Origin of the sequence: Salmonella sp. SSDFZ54, from assembly GCF_004010735.1 — a bacterium.
Taxonomy (GTDB): Bacteria; Pseudomonadota; Gammaproteobacteria; order Enterobacterales; family Enterobacteriaceae; genus Salmonella; species Salmonella enterica.
Genome location: NZ_CP034819.1, coordinates 1,688,010 through 1,703,385, shown reverse-complemented (window position 1 = coordinate 1,703,385; position 15,376 = coordinate 1,688,010). Strand labels below are relative to the sequence as shown.

Genomic DNA, 15,376 nt, shown 5'->3' with positions numbered 1-15,376 from the left:
TTCTATTGACAGATTGTAGGGAATGAGGGGCATTTTATGGAGAATCCGCACTGCAACTCAGTCGATTATGCGAACGGAATCCCCACCTCTCACTACTGACCTGACCAGGTAAAAAACAAAAAAGGCCGGGCGGTAAAAGCCTTTGCAAAGGGCAAAACAACATACATCACAATTGGAGCAGAAGAATGAGTATTTCCTTGAAGAAGTCAGGGATGCTGAAGCTTGGTTTGAGCCTGGTGGCCATGACCGTTGCAGCAAGCGTACAGGCCAAAACCCTGGTTTATTGTTCAGAAGGCTCGCCGGAAGGCTTTAACCCACAGCTCTTTACGTCTGGCACCACCTATGATGCCAGCTCCGTACCTATCTATAACCGTCTGGTTGAATTCAAAACCGGCACCACGGAAGTGATCCCGGGTCTTGCTGAGAAGTGGGACATCAGCGAAGACGGTAAAACCTATACGTTCCACCTACGTAAAGGGGTGAAATGGCAATCCAGCAAGGATTTCAAACCCACGCGCGAGCTGAACGCTGATGATGTCGTGTTCTCTTTTGACCGGCAGAAAAATGAGCAGAACCCGTACCATAAAGTGTCTGGCGGCAGCTATGAATACTTTGAAGGCATGGGGCTGCCGGATCTGATTAGCGAAGTGAAGAAGGTAGACGATCACACGGTGCAGTTTGTGCTGACGCGTCCGGAAGCGCCGTTCCTTGCCGATTTAGCCATGGACTTCGCCTCTATTCTTTCCAAAGAATATGCTGACAACATGCTGAAAGCCGGTACGCCGGAAAAAGTGGATCTGAACCCGGTCGGCACTGGCCCGTTCCAACTGGTGCAATATCAGAAAGACTCCCGCATTCTCTACAAAGCCTTTGACGGCTACTGGGGCACGAAGCCGCAGATTGACCGTCTGGTCTTCTCCATCACGCCTGACGCCTCTGTGCGTTACGCCAAACTGCAGAAGAACGAATGTCAGGTGATGCCGTATCCGAACCCGGCGGATATTGCGCGCATGAAAGAAGATAAAAACATCAACCTGATGGAGCAGGCCGGTCTGAACGTGGGTTATCTCTCCTATAACGTGCAGAAAAAACCGCTGGATGACGTCAAAGTTCGCCAGGCGTTGACCTATGCCGTGAATAAAGAGGCCATCATCAAAGCCGTTTATCAGGGCGCGGGCGTTGCGGCGAAAAACCTGATCCCGCCGACAATGTGGGGTTACAACGACGATATTAAAGACTATGGCTACGATCCGGAAAAAGCGAAGGCGCTGCTGAAAGAAGCCGGTCTGGAAAAAGGCTTCACCATCGATCTGTGGGCGATGCCGGTACAGCGTCCCTATAACCCGAATGCGCGTCGTATGGCGGAAATGATCCAGGCGGACTGGGCGAAGATTGGCGTTCAGGCCAAAATTGTCACCTATGAATGGGGCGAATACCTCAAGCGCGCTAAAGATGGCGAGCACCAGACGGTGATGATGGGCTGGACCGGCGATAATGGCGATCCGGATAACTTCTTCGCCACTCTGTTCAGCTGCGATGCCGCCCAGCAAGGCTCCAACTATTCAAAATGGTGCTACAAGCCGTTTGAAGACCTGATTCAGCCTGCGCGTGCGACCGATGACCACAACAAGCGTATTGAGCTCTATAAACAGGCCCAGGTTGTGATGCATGACCAGGCGCCAGCGCTGATCATCGCTCACTCCACGGTTTATGAGCCAGTGCGTAAAGAAGTTAAAGGCTATGTGGTTGATCCATTAGGCAAACATCACTTCGAAAACGTCTCTGTCGAATAATTAAAAGAGCGCTGCGCCCCGGTGTTGTGTAGGCCGGATAAGCGCAGCGCCATCCGGCGTAATGCTTTATCCGCGATGCAGTTTGCGTGGGATAAGATTTGTGAGCAATACAGACTCACGGTTCCAGGCCGTGGGTCATGAGAGAGAATTCGGGTTATGTTGCAGTTCATTCTCCGACGTTTGGGACTCGTTATCCCGACGTTTATCGGTATTACCCTTCTCACCTTTGCCTTTGTCCACATGATCCCCGGCGATCCGGTGATGATCATGGCGGGTGAGCGAGGTATTTCCCCTGAGCGCCATGCTCAACTGCTGGCTGAACTCGGTCTTGATAAACCGATGTGGCAGCAGTACCTCCATTATATCTGGGGGGTGATGCATGGCGATTTAGGCATCTCGCTGAAAAGCCGAATCCCTGTGTGGGACGAGTTTGTGCCTCGCTTTAAAGCGACGCTGGAACTTGGCGTCTGCGCCATGATTTTTGCCGTCGCCGTGGGGATTCCGGTGGGCGTGCTGGCCGCAGTGAAGCGCGGTTCTATCTTCGATCACACTGCCGTTGGCCTGGCGCTGACCGGTTACTCTATGCCTATCTTCTGGTGGGGCATGATGCTGATCATGCTGGTCTCCGTCCACTGGAACCTGACGCCGGTTTCCGGGCGCGTGAGCGATATGGTGTTCCTTGATGATACCAATCCGTTGACGGGCTTTATGCTGATCGACACCGCTATCTGGGGCGAAGAGGGTAACTTTATTGATGCGCTGGCGCATATGATCCTGCCTGCGATGGTGCTCGGCACAATCCCGCTGGCCGTCATTGTGCGTATGACCCGTTCGTCGATGCTGGAAGTGCTGGGGGAGGATTACATCCGTACCGCACGCGCCAAAGGGTTGACCAGGATGCGCGTCATTATCGTCCATGCTCTGCGTAACGCCATGCTGCCAGTCGTCACCGTGATCGGCCTGCAGGTCGGGACGCTGCTGGCGGGCGCGATTCTGACAGAAACTATCTTCTCGTGGCCCGGTCTGGGGCGCTGGCTGATCGATGCGCTGCAACGCCGCGATTATCCGGTAGTGCAGGGCGGCGTGTTACTGGTAGCGACGATGATTATTCTCGTCAACCTGCTGGTAGACCTGCTGTACGGCGTGGTGAACCCGCGTATTCGGCATAAGAAGTAAGGGGCCATCATGTCACAGGTTACTGAAAATAATGTTAATGCCGCACCGGCGCCCATGACGCCATTGCGGGAGTTCTGGCACTATTTCAAACGCAACAAAGGCGCGGTCGTCGGGCTGGCGTATGTTCTCATCGTGATCCTGATTGCGGTGTTTGCCAACTTTATTGCGCCGTACAACCCGGCAGAGCAGTTCCGTGATGCGCTGCTGGCGCCGCCGGTCTGGCAGGAAGGCGGCAGTTGGGCGCATATTCTGGGAACGGATGATGTTGGTCGCGATGTCCTCTCGCGCCTGATGTATGGCGCGCGTTTGTCACTGCTGGTCGGCTGTCTGGTGGTCGTCCTGTCGCTGGTAATGGGGATTATTCTCGGCCTGGTCGCGGGCTACTTCGGCGGTCTGGTCGATAACATCATCATGCGCGTGGTCGATATTATGCTGGCCCTGCCGAGCCTGCTGCTGGCGCTGGTGCTGGTGGCGATCTTCGGCCCCTCCATCGGCAACGCTGCGCTGGCGTTGACGTTTGTGGCGCTGCCGCACTATGTCCGCTTAACCCGCGCGGCGGTTCTGGTAGAGGTGAACCGCGATTATGTGACTGCCTCCCGCGTGGCGGGCGCAGGCGCAATGCGTCAGATGTTCGTCAATATTTTCCCGAACTGCCTTGCGCCGCTGATTGTTCAGGCGTCACTGGGCTTCTCTAACGCCATTCTCGATATGGCCGCCCTCGGCTTTCTTGGCATGGGCGCACAGCCGCCAACGCCGGAGTGGGGCACCATGCTCTCTGACGTATTGCAGTTCGCGCAAAGCGCCTGGTGGGTGGTGACCTTCCCGGGGCTGGCGATTCTGCTGACGGTACTGGCATTTAACCTGATGGGTGACGGTCTGCGTGACGCGCTCGATCCCAAACTGAAGCAGTAAGAGGTTCGAGATGGCGTTATTAAATGTAGATCAATTATCGGTGCACTTCGGTGACGAAGGGACACCGTTCAAAGCCGTCGACCGCATTAGCTACAGCGTGAAGCAGGGTGAGGTGGTCGGTATTGTCGGCGAGTCTGGTTCCGGCAAATCCGTCAGCTCGCTGGCGATTATGGGGCTTATCGATTACCCAGGCCGCGTGATGGCGGAAAACCTGCTCTTTAACGGACAGGATCTGAAGCGCATTTCCGAGAAGGAACGTCGCAACCTGGTGGGCGCTGAAGTGGCGATGATTTTCCAGGACCCGATGACCAGCCTCAATCCTTGCTATACCGTTGGCTTTCAGATTATGGAAGCCATCAAGGTACATCAGGGCGGGAACAAGAAAACCCGTCGTCAGCGAGCGATTGACCTGTTGAACCAGGTGGGCATTCCCGATCCGGCTTCTCGTCTGGATGTCTATCCGCACCAGCTTTCTGGCGGCATGAGTCAGCGCGTGATGATTGCGATGGCAATAGCCTGTCGACCAAAGCTGTTAATTGCTGATGAACCGACCACGGCGCTGGATGTGACCATTCAGGCGCAAATTATTGAGCTGCTGCTGGAGTTGCAGCAAAAAGAGAACATGGCGCTGGTGCTGATTACCCATGACCTGGCGCTGGTGGCGGAAGCGGCGCACAAAATTATCGTCATGTACGCCGGGCAGGTCGTCGAAACCGGCGCTGCGCAGGATATTTTCCGCGCGCCGCGTCATCCGTATACCCAGGCATTGCTACGTGCGTTACCAGAGTTTGCGCAAGATAAAGCGCGTCTGGCGTCGCTGCCGGGTGTGGTGCCGGGGAAATATGACCGACCGACGGGTTGTCTGCTTAACCCGCGCTGCCCCTACGCCACGGACAGATGTCGTGCGGAAGAACCTGCTCTCAACCAACTGGACGATGGACGTCAGTCAAAATGTCATTACCCACTCGATGATGCCGGGAGGCCCACACTATGAGCACGCATGAGGCCACCTTGCAACAGCCGCTGTTGCGGGCTATCGACCTGAAAAAACACTATCCGGTGAAGAAGGGGATCTTTTCTCCGGAACGGCTGGTAAAAGCGCTGGACGGCGTGTCGTTTAATCTCGAACGCGGTAAAACGCTGGCCGTAGTGGGGGAGTCCGGTTGTGGAAAATCGACCCTGGGTCGCCTGCTGACGATGATTGAAACGCCAACCGGTGGCGAGCTGTACTACCAGGGGCAGGATCTGCTCAAACACGATCCGCACGCGCAGAAACTGCGGCGGCAGAAAATTCAGATTGTGTTTCAGAACCCCTACGGTTCCCTGAATCCACGCAAGAAAGTGGGGCAAATTCTGGAAGAGCCGTTGCTGATCAATACCAGCCTGAGTAAAGCGCAGCGTCGTGAAAAAGCGCTGGCGATGATGGCGAAGGTGGGGCTGAAAACCGAGCACTACGACCGCTATCCGCATATGTTCTCCGGCGGCCAGCGTCAGCGTATCGCTATCGCCCGCGGTCTGATGCTTGATCCGGACGTAGTGATTGCCGACGAACCGGTCTCCGCGCTCGACGTGTCGGTGCGCGCCCAGGTGCTGAACCTGATGATGGATTTGCAACAGGATATGGGGCTGTCTTATGTCTTTATCTCGCACGACCTGTCGGTGGTGGAACACATCGCCGATGAAGTAATGGTCATGTACTTAGGTCGCTGCGTGGAGAAAGGGACCAAAGAGCAGATTTTTAACAATCCACGTCATCCCTATACCCAGGCGTTACTCTCCGCCACGCCGCGGCTGAATCCGGACGATCGCCGTGAGCGGATTAAGCTGACCGGCGAGTTGCCGAGTCCGCTGAACCCGCCGCCGGGCTGCGCCTTCAACGCTCGCTGCCGCCGTCGCTTCGGACCCTGTACGCAGTTACAGCCGCAGCTTAAAGAGTACGACGGCCAGTTGGTGGCCTGCTTTGCCGTCGATCAGGATGAAAATCCGCAGAACCCGCTGAGTTAATTGCGTTTTATGCCGGATGGCGGCTGCGCCTTATCAAGCCTACACCGTACCTGTAGGCCTGGTAAGCGTAGCGCCACCGGGCATGGCTCTCCGGTACGACTTATTCAATCAATTTTAATAACGGCGACAGGCACAACAATATTCCATATAACAGAATAAGCCAGGTTTTCAGGCCGCGTAATTTTTCCAGTTGCGCTACTTTATAAATCAGGAAAAAGGGAATAATACACGCGACAATGCCATAAAGCGGACTGCCTAACTGGAAAAAGACCAATACTGAGACGCGAAATGAAACCCAGATAACCAGAGTAACCACGATAAAGACACAGATACCAGATGTCAGTAACAGTGGGTTGACGTTTTTGACATCCATAATACGACTCAATACATTCAGCACAATACCTTTAAGCGCTTCGTGAAAACCTAAATAAATACCAAAGAACGCGGTAAGTACGGCAAAAATATTGAGGATGGTAGAGGTAATGTGGATGATATGGCCAGGGATTACCTGAGCTGCCAGCGCAAGGGCGGAAATATTCTGCTCGAACGCTGATACCGCCTCTTCATGGCTAATCGAAAAGGTAAACGAGAACGAGAAAAAGAGAATAATGGCAATCAGCGTAATATAGCTAATGCGATGCGTGCGAATCGCCATCCGGGTGGCCAGCACACGGTCAGGTTCGCGCTTACGATAGGCGATGTTCATTGGGTTTAGCACCTGAATGAAGACCGCAGAAAAGAAGCAAAATGGGATAGTGAGCAGTACGTCGCGAAAGAAAACCGATGCGGCGGGAAAGGCGGAAATATTATCAAGATTCCAGTGTGGGATCATCGCAAAACCGAATATCAGAATGATCCCGACTTTTACCACCACCATCGGGCCGGAAATTTTAAATAATAACTTTTCCCCGCCGGAGGCAATCGCCACCAGCACGGCGAAAATCGCGACTTTATAGATAATAGACTGTGAAAGATCGGCCTCAGTAAGGCCGAAGGTTTTGATATAGGAGGCGCTATCAAACACCACCGACAGGGAGTAAATAAACACCCCGTGAATAATCATAAGAAAATAGATTATACCGAGAAAAACGCCCCAGTTTTTGCCAAGATAGTGACTGATAATATCCGTATAATCGTCACAGGTTTCGCTTTCAGATAACGTTTTTAGATAAATATCCTGCACAATATAGGTAGCGGGATAGGCGATGATAAAAGCGGTAATAAATACCCAGATCCCCTTGAGACCGATTTGCACTGGCATTAAGACGGTACCGGCGCCGATCGCCATACCGATACACAAGAGCACCCAGCCAAAATCATATTTTGTAAACGGTAATCTCGTTGAAAGCGGTGTGGTCGTAGCGTTACTGTTATTTAATGGTAATGTGTCGTCCTGCATAGAGCCCCCTGCCCAAAATATACGCAGCTCTCTCATAAAGAATGCTGCCTATAACCAGGCTATAGTGCCTTGATACCCGATGCGGCAAACCGGTGACAGCGGTTCGCCGAGCAATCGTCAGAATGCTGCTTTTCTGCTGGCGCGTTCAAGGTCATGAATAATATCGTCGGGATCTTCAGGTCCCGCTGAAAGACGGATAAGTTCGTCGGTAATACCTGCTTTTAGCCATTCCTCTGGCGCAACAGGCGAATATGTCATAGACGCAGGATGCTGAACGAGGGTTTCGGTATCACCGGGACTGGCCGCGAGGAGGCATAATTTACAGAATTGAGCGGCTGACTGCCAGCCTCAGAAATGCTGAATGTATTCTGGCAAATAAAAGTAATCGTCTGCGAAGCGTCACGCAGATTGCACGTTAGCGCCGTGCCGGGACGGGGATTTTGCCGTAATATCAGCAGCAAGCCGGGTTTACCCGGTGAGGCGCAATGTTGCGGGGGCTTGATCCCCGGCGGCATAGGTTGCTGGATAGAGAAAACCCCCGCACGTTGACTGGTATAAACCTGGCAACCTGACGGGGGCTAACTTGAACCTCAACACATCAAGGATAGCCGCGAACGGTTGCCATTGCAACAAGGCGGCTATATGACGCTTACGCAGTTGGGCGTGGCCTTCTGGCACGATCTGGCGGCACCGATCATTGCTGGCATTATCGCCAGTGTGATCGTCAACTGGCTACGTGACAGGAAGTAACGCGTTTTGAGCGTTTGTCCGCCGTAATGGCAACATGCGCCCGAACCAGGCCGCAGGGGAAACCTTGCGGCCTTTTTCGGTTTACTGCGGGTAAGGCACCCAGTCGCCGCCATTCAGACGAACGTATGGCTTACCCTGGTACTGAATCACCACCGCATTAGCGTTTTCTGAAACCGGCGCGGTTTGCGGCAGATTGCTGGTCAGCTTGTTCCAGTTCACACTGTCTTCGGTAAAGAGCTTACCGTCCACGGCGCGTACGACCAGTTCGGAAATAGCCAGGTAGCTGCTCGGCTGGTTAATATCAATCGGCGCGCCCTCATGCGGGGCTTTCATGCCAAAAAATTTCACGCCCGCCGGGACATTGGTGATGGAGGGGCTGGGAATATCGCGCAGGCCTGAGATCTGCATTCTGTCGCCCTTCAGCGCGCCGCCGTGCTCCGGTACGACGACTACCATCACCTTACGCCCGGATTTCTCCAGTTCGGTAAAGAAGGCGTCCAGTTCATCGAACAGTTTCTGCGCGCGGATTTTATAATCCGCCGTTTTGCTGACGCCGGGAAAGTGGTTGCCATCGTGCAGCGGCAGCAGGTTAAAGAACGTCGCGGAACGGGAATTGGCTTCACGTTCTTCCCCTGTTAACCAGCGGTTCAGGACCGCCAGATCGTCATATACCGGCGAGCCGTCGAATGACAGCAGGGCGGTTGGCAGGCCGGACTGGTTCATCAGTTCGCTCTGCATACCGCCGTTTTCGCGAACTTCTTTCAGGAAGCCGCCAAATTCACCGTTATGATCCATCATCAGATGCTGAGTAAAGCCCAGTTTCGCCAGATTATCAAACAGATAACATTCATTATCGGCTGGTTGATAAAGTCGGGTATGCGAAGGTTGACCACAGCTGGCGCGCAGCAGACGAATGGCCGCCGGGCCGCTGTAAGACGTGCCGGAATTAAAGTGTTTAAACAAAATGTCAAAGTGCGACCATAGCGGATGTGACATCAAGCCTGCCGCTTCGACATCCGACCAGGAGAGCGAACAAATATTGATGACCAATAGGTCGAACGGCTGCGCATCAGGCGGAAGCTGCGCCGGGAACGTCGTTTTCCGCTTTTCTTCCGCGGCATAGAAGGTGTTCAACCAGGCGTTCAGATTCGCGGTCGTCGGCGGCGCGGTTTGCGCAGGCATATCGCCGATGACCGGCTTATCGCCCGCTGTCGCGACGGTAGCGGCTGCATTACCGCCAGTCGTCGTCACCGTATCGGTTGGCTGGCCTGCCGGCCACAGCGTAAAAACCGGGCCGGTTAATGTCAGGACATTCAGCCATACCATGATGGCGACCACAAACACCGTGACCCGAATCCACTGTGATAAAAAAAGCCAGGCAACCAGCAGTACGAAGATGGCGCCGATCATTTGCCAGTTAATAAAACGGGCGATCAGATCGAGCAGATAACCGGAGCTGAATTCCGCCACCTGCGTCCCCTGGCTCATAATGCTTTGCGGGCCGGGCAGCCAGGTATCATGCCAGAACAGCGCGAAGCCGACGGGAATGGCAATCCAGTGGCGCAACCGGTGAAGGCGATACTTTGGTATTGGCATGAGCAGAAACGCCATGAATACCAAATTCAGTAAAGGATGAAAATTCAGATAGCCTGCCCACAGCAGGCCAAACTTGACCAGAAAATAGAAGTTCCAGCCGGAAAGACCGCGCCAGTACTGCCAGAGCGGAGAAGGCATTGAAGGAGTTTGAGTATGCTGAGTCATTTTTTGTCTGCCTTGACTTTCGTAGCGCGGCGCAGAGTTCCGGCTGGTTTTACATAACGAGGTTTGGCAAATAGCAGCCGGGTTGTATCACTGATACGGCGTAGCGAATGACGCGCCAGATACCCCAGCGGAAAGAAAATCAGCGCGCAAAAAAGAATAATTTGCACGATATCGCTGATGGTCATCATGATGCACGCTCCGCGGTGTCGTCGAGCAATCGCAGGGGTTCAGGAATACGACGCCAGATGCGGCCATCGTGTTCGGCATTTATTACCGGGTCGGCGCGTTTTGCCAGCGGTAGCGGCGTTCCCCACAGTTCCGGCGACAATAAGCGCATCTGCACCAGCTCGGCGCTGATTTGTTTATCTTCGAACCAGACCATACGATTAGAGAAAATATCGCCCGTCGGCAAAGGGAAAATATGGTTTAACGCGGTATCCAGATCGTTGACCCGGCAGAATGATAAAAACAGCACCAGACGGTTGCCGCCGATGGTCATAATATCGCCGGTTCGGCTTGGCCGACATAATGTTAACGCCTGCTCAACCCGAATGCCCGGCACCGGGCGCAGCGCGACCAGAACGCCTTTCCCGTCGGCGGGGAGCAGGGTGTTGCTCATCATCGTATGGATGGCATCGCAGAAGATATCCCACGGCTGAAAACCGCGCAGTTTCAACGGCTGCGTCATTGACAGTAGCGTGGTGATGTCTTCCGGTACGTAACGGCTGAACTGCTGTCCCTGCACGCTTTCAATAAGCGTCAGGCAGCGTGAAAGCGGGGCGTTCCAGGGAATGATCATATTCGCGCCGCAGCCCAGCAGCAGGCGCTCATCGGTGGCGCGCAAACTGGCGATATTTTCGCGCACGACAATTTTCAGCGCGCTTCCCCGCTGGCGCCGCAAAGTATGAATGCGACGAGCAAGCGGCTCGATTTGGTTGTTCTGTGTAAGCGAAAAAATAATTGTCGCGGCCTGCGCCGTGCGCGCGTCGTTGAATAGCGCTTCGTTATTGTCGAAAAGCGTCCAGTGTTCCGAGAGCGGCGGCGCGCCTTCAAGGACGGCGACGTGGCTAAGAATGCGTTTTTCATCGCTACGCGGCTGAATTGCCGTCTCCTCCTGATGGGATAGCGTCCAGCGTTCGTCCTGCTGACACAGCAATAACTGCTGTCGGGCGCTGACGCCTTTTTCGTTACACCAGAAGGCAATATCGAACAAATGTTGGTCGCCCTGAAAACGTAAACTGGCGAGGCCGAAAAGTGAGCGATACTCGCCCATCAACAGCGAGGACTGTTTATCGCTATTATTACAAGGGTTAATAACCAACAATGAACAGTGATGAAAACGAGTCCATTTATTCATTTTTTCCAGCCATTTATGCAGGCTTTCTGACGTTATATTCCGCCACGTGTTATTTGCACAAATAAGAATGAAAAAGTAATGCGTCGGGTTAACAGAACAAAGCAAATCGTGGGGCAAAGAGTATAGCCCTTTTTCTGAATCCGGCATGGTAAATAAGCGGATTTTCTCCGGACCGTGAGATTCATCTAATTTGATTACTTTGCCAGGATCGCCTTCCATGCCGATGACGGCGACATTTGCATTCTCCGTTTGTGACGCAATCGTTTGATTCACCAGGCTGATGGCATCTTGCTGGCGATCGGCGTTAACCCACCAGACGCCGCCGGTTGGCATATGGCGCAGTTCATCCCATAATGATGAGATGCCGAGAGAAAATACGGGGTCCACAGTGTCCCTCATGTCACTATTTTAACTGTTTATCAGTTTACTAGCGAAAGCACAGAAATAAACCTAACATTGAAATTAAAACGCATCAGATTTAGCATGTGAATCAATTTGCCCGGCAGGATGCCCTGTAACTCTGCGCTTTGCATTTTTACACATTATAAATGATGTCACGGAAAGATGAAAAATGCGCGTTCTCCCGTATTGACGACGGGGCGTAATGCTGCCAGTGAGAAATATTTAAAAAGGAGCAACCAGAATGTATAACAATGAACCTGGCGCTCAGTCCGATCCAACGTTGGGCTACACTTTTCAAAATGATTTTCTGGCATTAAGCCAGGCGTTTTCACTACCCGAAATAGATTATACCGATATTTCCCAACGCGAACAGTTGGCGGCGGCGATTAAAAGATGGCCACTCCTGGCTGAATTTGCGCAACCACATTCATTAAGGAAGCCATGAATGGCGATTCTGGGACTGCAGGGCGTGCGCGGCGGGGTGGGAACCACATCTCTCACCGCAGCACTCGCCTGGGCGTTACAAATCTTAGGGGAAAATGTCCTGGTGATTGACGCCAGCCCCGATAACCTGCTGCGCATGTCGTTTAACGTCGACTTCGTCCATCAGGGCGGTTGGGCGCGATCGTTGCTGGACGGCCAGGACTGGCGCGATGCCGGATTACGTTATACCTCACAGCTTGATCTACTGCCGTTTGGACAGCTCACCGCGCAAGAGCGGGAAAATCCGCAGGCCTGGCAGGAGACGCTGGGAGAGATCGGATCGGCTATCCAGGCGCTGAAAGCGAGCGGGCGTTATAGCTGGATTTTACTGGACTTGCCCTACGGCGCGTCACCGCTGACAGGGCAGCTGGTGAGCCTCTGCGACCATACGCTGGCGATAGCCCAGGTTGACGCTAACTGCCATATTCGCCTTCATCAGCAGGCGTTGCCTGCCGGAGCGCATATTCTGATCAATGACTTACGCATTGGCAGTCAGTTACAGGACGATCTGTACCAGGTCTGGCTGCAAAGCCAGCGCCGGTTGCTGCCCATTGTGATCCATCGCGATGAGGCGATGGCGGAGTGCATGGCGTCGAAACAGCCGTTAGGCGAATATCGCAGCGATTCGTTAGCTGCCGAAGAGGTGTTAACGCTGGCGAACTGGTGCCTGCTGCATGATGCGGGCGACAAAACGTCCGCCGGGAGCCTGCGATGAGCGCCCTTTCCCGGTGGCTGCTTATCCCGCCGGTTAGCGCGCGTTTGAGCGAGCGCTATCAGGGTTACCGCCGCCACGGCGCGTCGCCGTTTAGCGCAGCGCTCGGCTGCCTGTGGATGATTCTGGCGTGGATAGTGTTTCCGCTTGAGCATCCGCGCTGGCAGCGTATTCGCGACGGGCATAAAGCGCTTTATCCGCATATTAACGCCGCCCGCCCGCGCCCGCTGGACCCGGCCCGTTACCTCATTCAGACCCTCTGGCTGGTGATGATCTCGTCGACTAAAGAACGTCATGAACCGCGCTGGCGGTCATTTGCGCGCCTGAAGGACGTTCGTGGACGTTACCATCAATGGATGGATACCTTACCGGAACGGGTGCGCCAAAAGACAACGCACCTGGAAAAGGAAAAAGAGCTGGGACATCTTAGCAACGGCGCCCGGCGTTTTATTCTGGGCGTTATCGTGACTTTTTCACTGATACTGGCGCTGATCTGTATTACGCAGCCATTTAACCCGCTATCGCAATTTATCTTTCTGCTGTTGCTATGGGGCGTTGCGCTGTTGGTACGACGTATGCCGGGACGCTTTTCCGCGCTGATGCTCATCGTGCTGTCGCTAACGGTCTCCTGTCGTTATATCTGGTGGCGCTATACCTCGACGCTAAATTGGGACGACCCGGTCAGTCTGGTGTGCGGACTGATTCTGCTGTTTGCGGAAACCTACGCCTGGATTGTGCTGGTGCTGGGGTACTTCCAGGTGGTGTGGCCGTTAAATCGTCAACCGGTGCCGTTGCCGAAAGAGATGTCGCAGTGGCCGACGGTGGATATTTTTGTACCGACCTATAACGAAGACCTTAATGTGGTCAAAAATACCATTTACGCTTCGCTTGGCATTGACTGGCCGAAGGACAAGCTGAATATCTGGATCCTTGATGACGGCGGGCGCGAATCATTTCGTCATTTTGCCCGACATGTTGGCGTGCATTACATTGCCCGCGCCACGCATGAACATGCCAAAGCCGGCAACATCAACAATGCGCTAAAACACGCGAAAGGCGAGTTTGTGGCGATCTTCGATTGCGACCATGTGCCGACACGCTCGTTTCTGCAAATGACAATGGGCTGGTTCCTGAAAGAAAAACAGCTGGCGATGATGCAGACGCCGCATCATTTCTTCTCCCCGGACCCGTTTGAGCGCAACCTGGGACGTTTTCGTAAAACGCCTAACGAAGGCACGCTGTTTTACGGACTGGTACAGGACGGTAACGATATGTGGGACGCCACTTTCTTTTGCGGATCGTGCGCGGTGATTCGCCGTAAGCCGCTGGATGAGATTGGCGGTATCGCCGTTGAGACGGTGACGGAAGATGCGCATACTTCGCTCCGGCTGCACCGGCGAGGTTATACCTCAGCGTATATGCGCATTCCGCAGGCGGCGGGGCTGGCGACGGAAAGCCTGTCGGCGCATATCGGGCAGCGTATTCGTTGGGCGCGGGGCATGGTGCAAATTTTCCGCCTCGATAACCCTCTGTTTGGTAAAGGCTTAAAACTGGCGCAGCGGCTGTGCTACCTCAACGCGATGTTCCATTTCTTGTCCGGCATTCCGCGCCTGATCTTTCTGACCGCGCCGCTGGCTTTTCTGCTGCTGCACGCCTATATCATTTATGCGCCTGCGTTGATGATTGCGCTATTTGTGATACCGCACATGGTCCACGCCAGCCTGACTAACTCGAAGATTCAGGGCAAGTATCGTCACTCTTTCTGGAGTGAAATCTATGAAACGGTACTGGCATGGTATATCGCACCGCCGACTCTGGTCGCGTTGATCAATCCGCACAAAGGGAAATTTAACGTCACGGCGAAAGGCGGGCTGGTGGAAGAGAAGTACGTCGACTGGGTAATCTCGCGTCCGTATATCTTCCTTGTCTTGCTTAACCTGCTCGGCGTGGCGGCGGGCGTATGGCGATACTATTACGGGCCGGAAAATGAAACGCTGACCGTCATCGTTAGCCTGGTGTGGGTCTTCTATAACCTGGTCATTCTCGGCGGCGCGGTTGCGGTTTCGGTAGAGAGTAAACAGGTCAGGCGCGCGCATCGGGTCGAGATTGCCATGCCGGGGGCTATCGCCCGCGAAGATGGACATTTGTTCTCCTGTACCGTACATGACTTCTCCGACGGCGGGTTAGGCATCAAGATCAACGGTCAGGCGCAGGTGTTGGAAGGGCAGAAAGTGAATCTGTTGCTCAAACGCGGGCAGCAGGAATATGTCTTTCCAACGCAGGTGGTGCGCGTAACGGGCAATGAGGTCGGACTACAACTGATGCCGCTCACCACCAAACAACATATTGATTTTGTGCAGTGTACCTTCGCGCGCGCCGATACGTGGGCGCTTTGGCAAGATAGCTTCCCGGAAGATAAACCGCTGGAAAGCTTGCTGGATATTCTGAAGCTGGGCTTCCGCGGATATCGCCACCTCGCGGAGTTCGCGCCGCCTTCAGTAAAAGTAATTTTCCGATCGTTGACGGCGTTAATTGCCTGGATTGTATCGTTTATTCCGCGTCGCCCGGAGCGGCAAGCGGCGATACAGCCGTCGGATCGGGTTATGGCTCAGGCTCAACAATGATGA

13 protein-coding genes and 1 pseudogene are annotated in these 15,376 nt (G+C 54.0%); 9 read left to right on the top strand and 5 right to left on the bottom strand.

Annotated elements, in window-relative coordinates; translation table 11 throughout:
- Positions 1-185: 185 nt before the first annotated feature.
- From dppA to dppF, 5 genes are all read left to right on the top strand, one after another.
- The gene (gene dppA / locus EOS97_RS08540; RefSeq protein WP_000028047.1) at positions 186-1,793 is read left to right on the top strand and encodes a dipeptide ABC transporter periplasmic-binding protein DppA; all 1,608 of its coding nucleotides are present in this window, start codon (positions 186-188) and stop codon (positions 1,791-1,793) included.
- Between the two features lie 156 nt (positions 1,794-1,949).
- Positions 1,950-2,969, top strand: a complete 1,020-nt coding sequence (gene dppB, locus EOS97_RS08535; RefSeq protein WP_000938843.1) for a dipeptide ABC transporter permease DppB — start codon at positions 1,950-1,952, stop codon at positions 2,967-2,969.
- 9 nt (positions 2,970-2,978) lie between these two features.
- Complete coding sequence (dppC, locus tag EOS97_RS08530) at positions 2,979-3,881, top strand: dipeptide ABC transporter permease DppC (protein ID WP_000084690.1); 903 nt, start codon at positions 2,979-2,981, stop codon at positions 3,879-3,881.
- A 10-nt stretch (positions 3,882-3,891) separates the two neighbouring features.
- Positions 3,892-4,875, top strand: coding sequence for a dipeptide ABC transporter ATP-binding protein (gene dppD / locus EOS97_RS08525; protein ID WP_001196509.1), 984 nt, complete (start codon positions 3,892-3,894; stop codon positions 4,873-4,875).
- A complete protein-coding gene (gene dppF, locus EOS97_RS08520) occupies positions 4,872-5,885 on the top strand; it encodes a dipeptide ABC transporter ATP-binding subunit DppF (RefSeq protein ID WP_000103562.1) in 1,014 nt (337 codons plus the stop codon). The genes dppD and dppF overlap by 4 nt, the downstream gene beginning before the upstream one ends.
- Positions 5,886-5,985: 100 nt before the next feature.
- Here dppF and EOS97_RS08515 read toward each other — a convergent pair whose 3' ends face one another.
- Together EOS97_RS08515 and EOS97_RS27150 are read right to left on the bottom strand one after the other, a co-directional pair.
- Positions 5,986-7,284, bottom strand: coding sequence for an aromatic amino acid transport family protein (locus EOS97_RS08515; RefSeq protein WP_001150171.1), 1,299 nt, complete (start codon positions 7,282-7,284; stop codon positions 5,986-5,988).
- Positions 7,285-7,401: 117 nt separating this feature from the next.
- A pseudogene (locus EOS97_RS27150) lies at positions 7,402-7,554 on the bottom strand (PLP-dependent transferase); the annotation flags it as partial.
- A 372-nt stretch (positions 7,555-7,926) separates the two neighbouring features.
- On the opposite strand from EOS97_RS27150, the gene EOS97_RS08505 reads away from it, so the two are divergent.
- Positions 7,927-8,034, top strand: coding sequence for a type I toxin-antitoxin system toxin Ldr family protein (locus EOS97_RS08505; RefSeq protein ID WP_001537650.1), 108 nt, complete (start codon positions 7,927-7,929; stop codon positions 8,032-8,034).
- An 81-nt stretch (positions 8,035-8,115) separates the two neighbouring features.
- Here EOS97_RS08505 and bcsG read toward each other — a convergent pair whose 3' ends face one another.
- Genes bcsG through bcsE form a run of 3 tightly spaced genes read right to left on the bottom strand, consistent with a single transcriptional unit; the run spans position 8,116 to position 11,551 of the window.
- Positions 8,116-9,795 (bottom strand): cellulose biosynthesis protein BcsG, encoded by a 1,680-nt coding sequence (gene bcsG / locus EOS97_RS08500; RefSeq protein ID WP_000192022.1) that lies wholly within the window; start codon positions 9,793-9,795, stop codon positions 8,116-8,118.
- Positions 9,792-9,983, bottom strand: a complete 192-nt coding sequence (gene bcsF, locus EOS97_RS08495; protein WP_000988321.1) for a cellulose biosynthesis protein BcsF — start codon at positions 9,981-9,983, stop codon at positions 9,792-9,794. The genes bcsG and bcsF overlap by 4 nt, the downstream gene beginning before the upstream one ends.
- Positions 9,980-11,551 carry a cellulose biosynthesis c-di-GMP-binding protein BcsE gene (bcsE, locus tag EOS97_RS08490; protein WP_001205769.1) on the bottom strand — a complete coding sequence of 524 codons (1,572 nt, stop codon included), beginning with the start codon at positions 11,549-11,551 and terminating at the stop codon, positions 9,980-9,982. The genes bcsF and bcsE overlap by 4 nt, the downstream gene beginning before the upstream one ends.
- Before the next feature lie 244 nt (positions 11,552-11,795).
- Here bcsE and bcsR point away from each other — a divergent pair, with 244 nt between their 5' ends.
- The 3 genes from bcsR to bcsA are packed head-to-tail and all read left to right on the top strand — an operon-like array spanning position 11,796 to position 15,373.
- On the top strand, positions 11,796-11,999 hold the full coding sequence (bcsR, locus tag EOS97_RS08485) for a cellulose biosynthesis protein BcsR (protein WP_000282616.1): 204 nt from the start codon (positions 11,796-11,798) through the stop codon (positions 11,997-11,999).
- Complete coding sequence (bcsQ, locus tag EOS97_RS08480; protein WP_000996115.1) at positions 12,000-12,752, top strand: cellulose biosynthesis protein BcsQ; 753 nt, start codon at positions 12,000-12,002, stop codon at positions 12,750-12,752.
- Positions 12,749-15,373 carry a UDP-forming cellulose synthase catalytic subunit gene (gene bcsA, locus EOS97_RS08475; RefSeq protein WP_001275329.1) on the top strand — a complete coding sequence of 875 codons (2,625 nt, stop codon included), beginning with the start codon at positions 12,749-12,751 and terminating at the stop codon, positions 15,371-15,373. Before bcsQ ends, bcsA begins: the two co-directional genes overlap by 4 nt.
- Positions 15,374-15,376 lie beyond the last annotated feature (3 nt).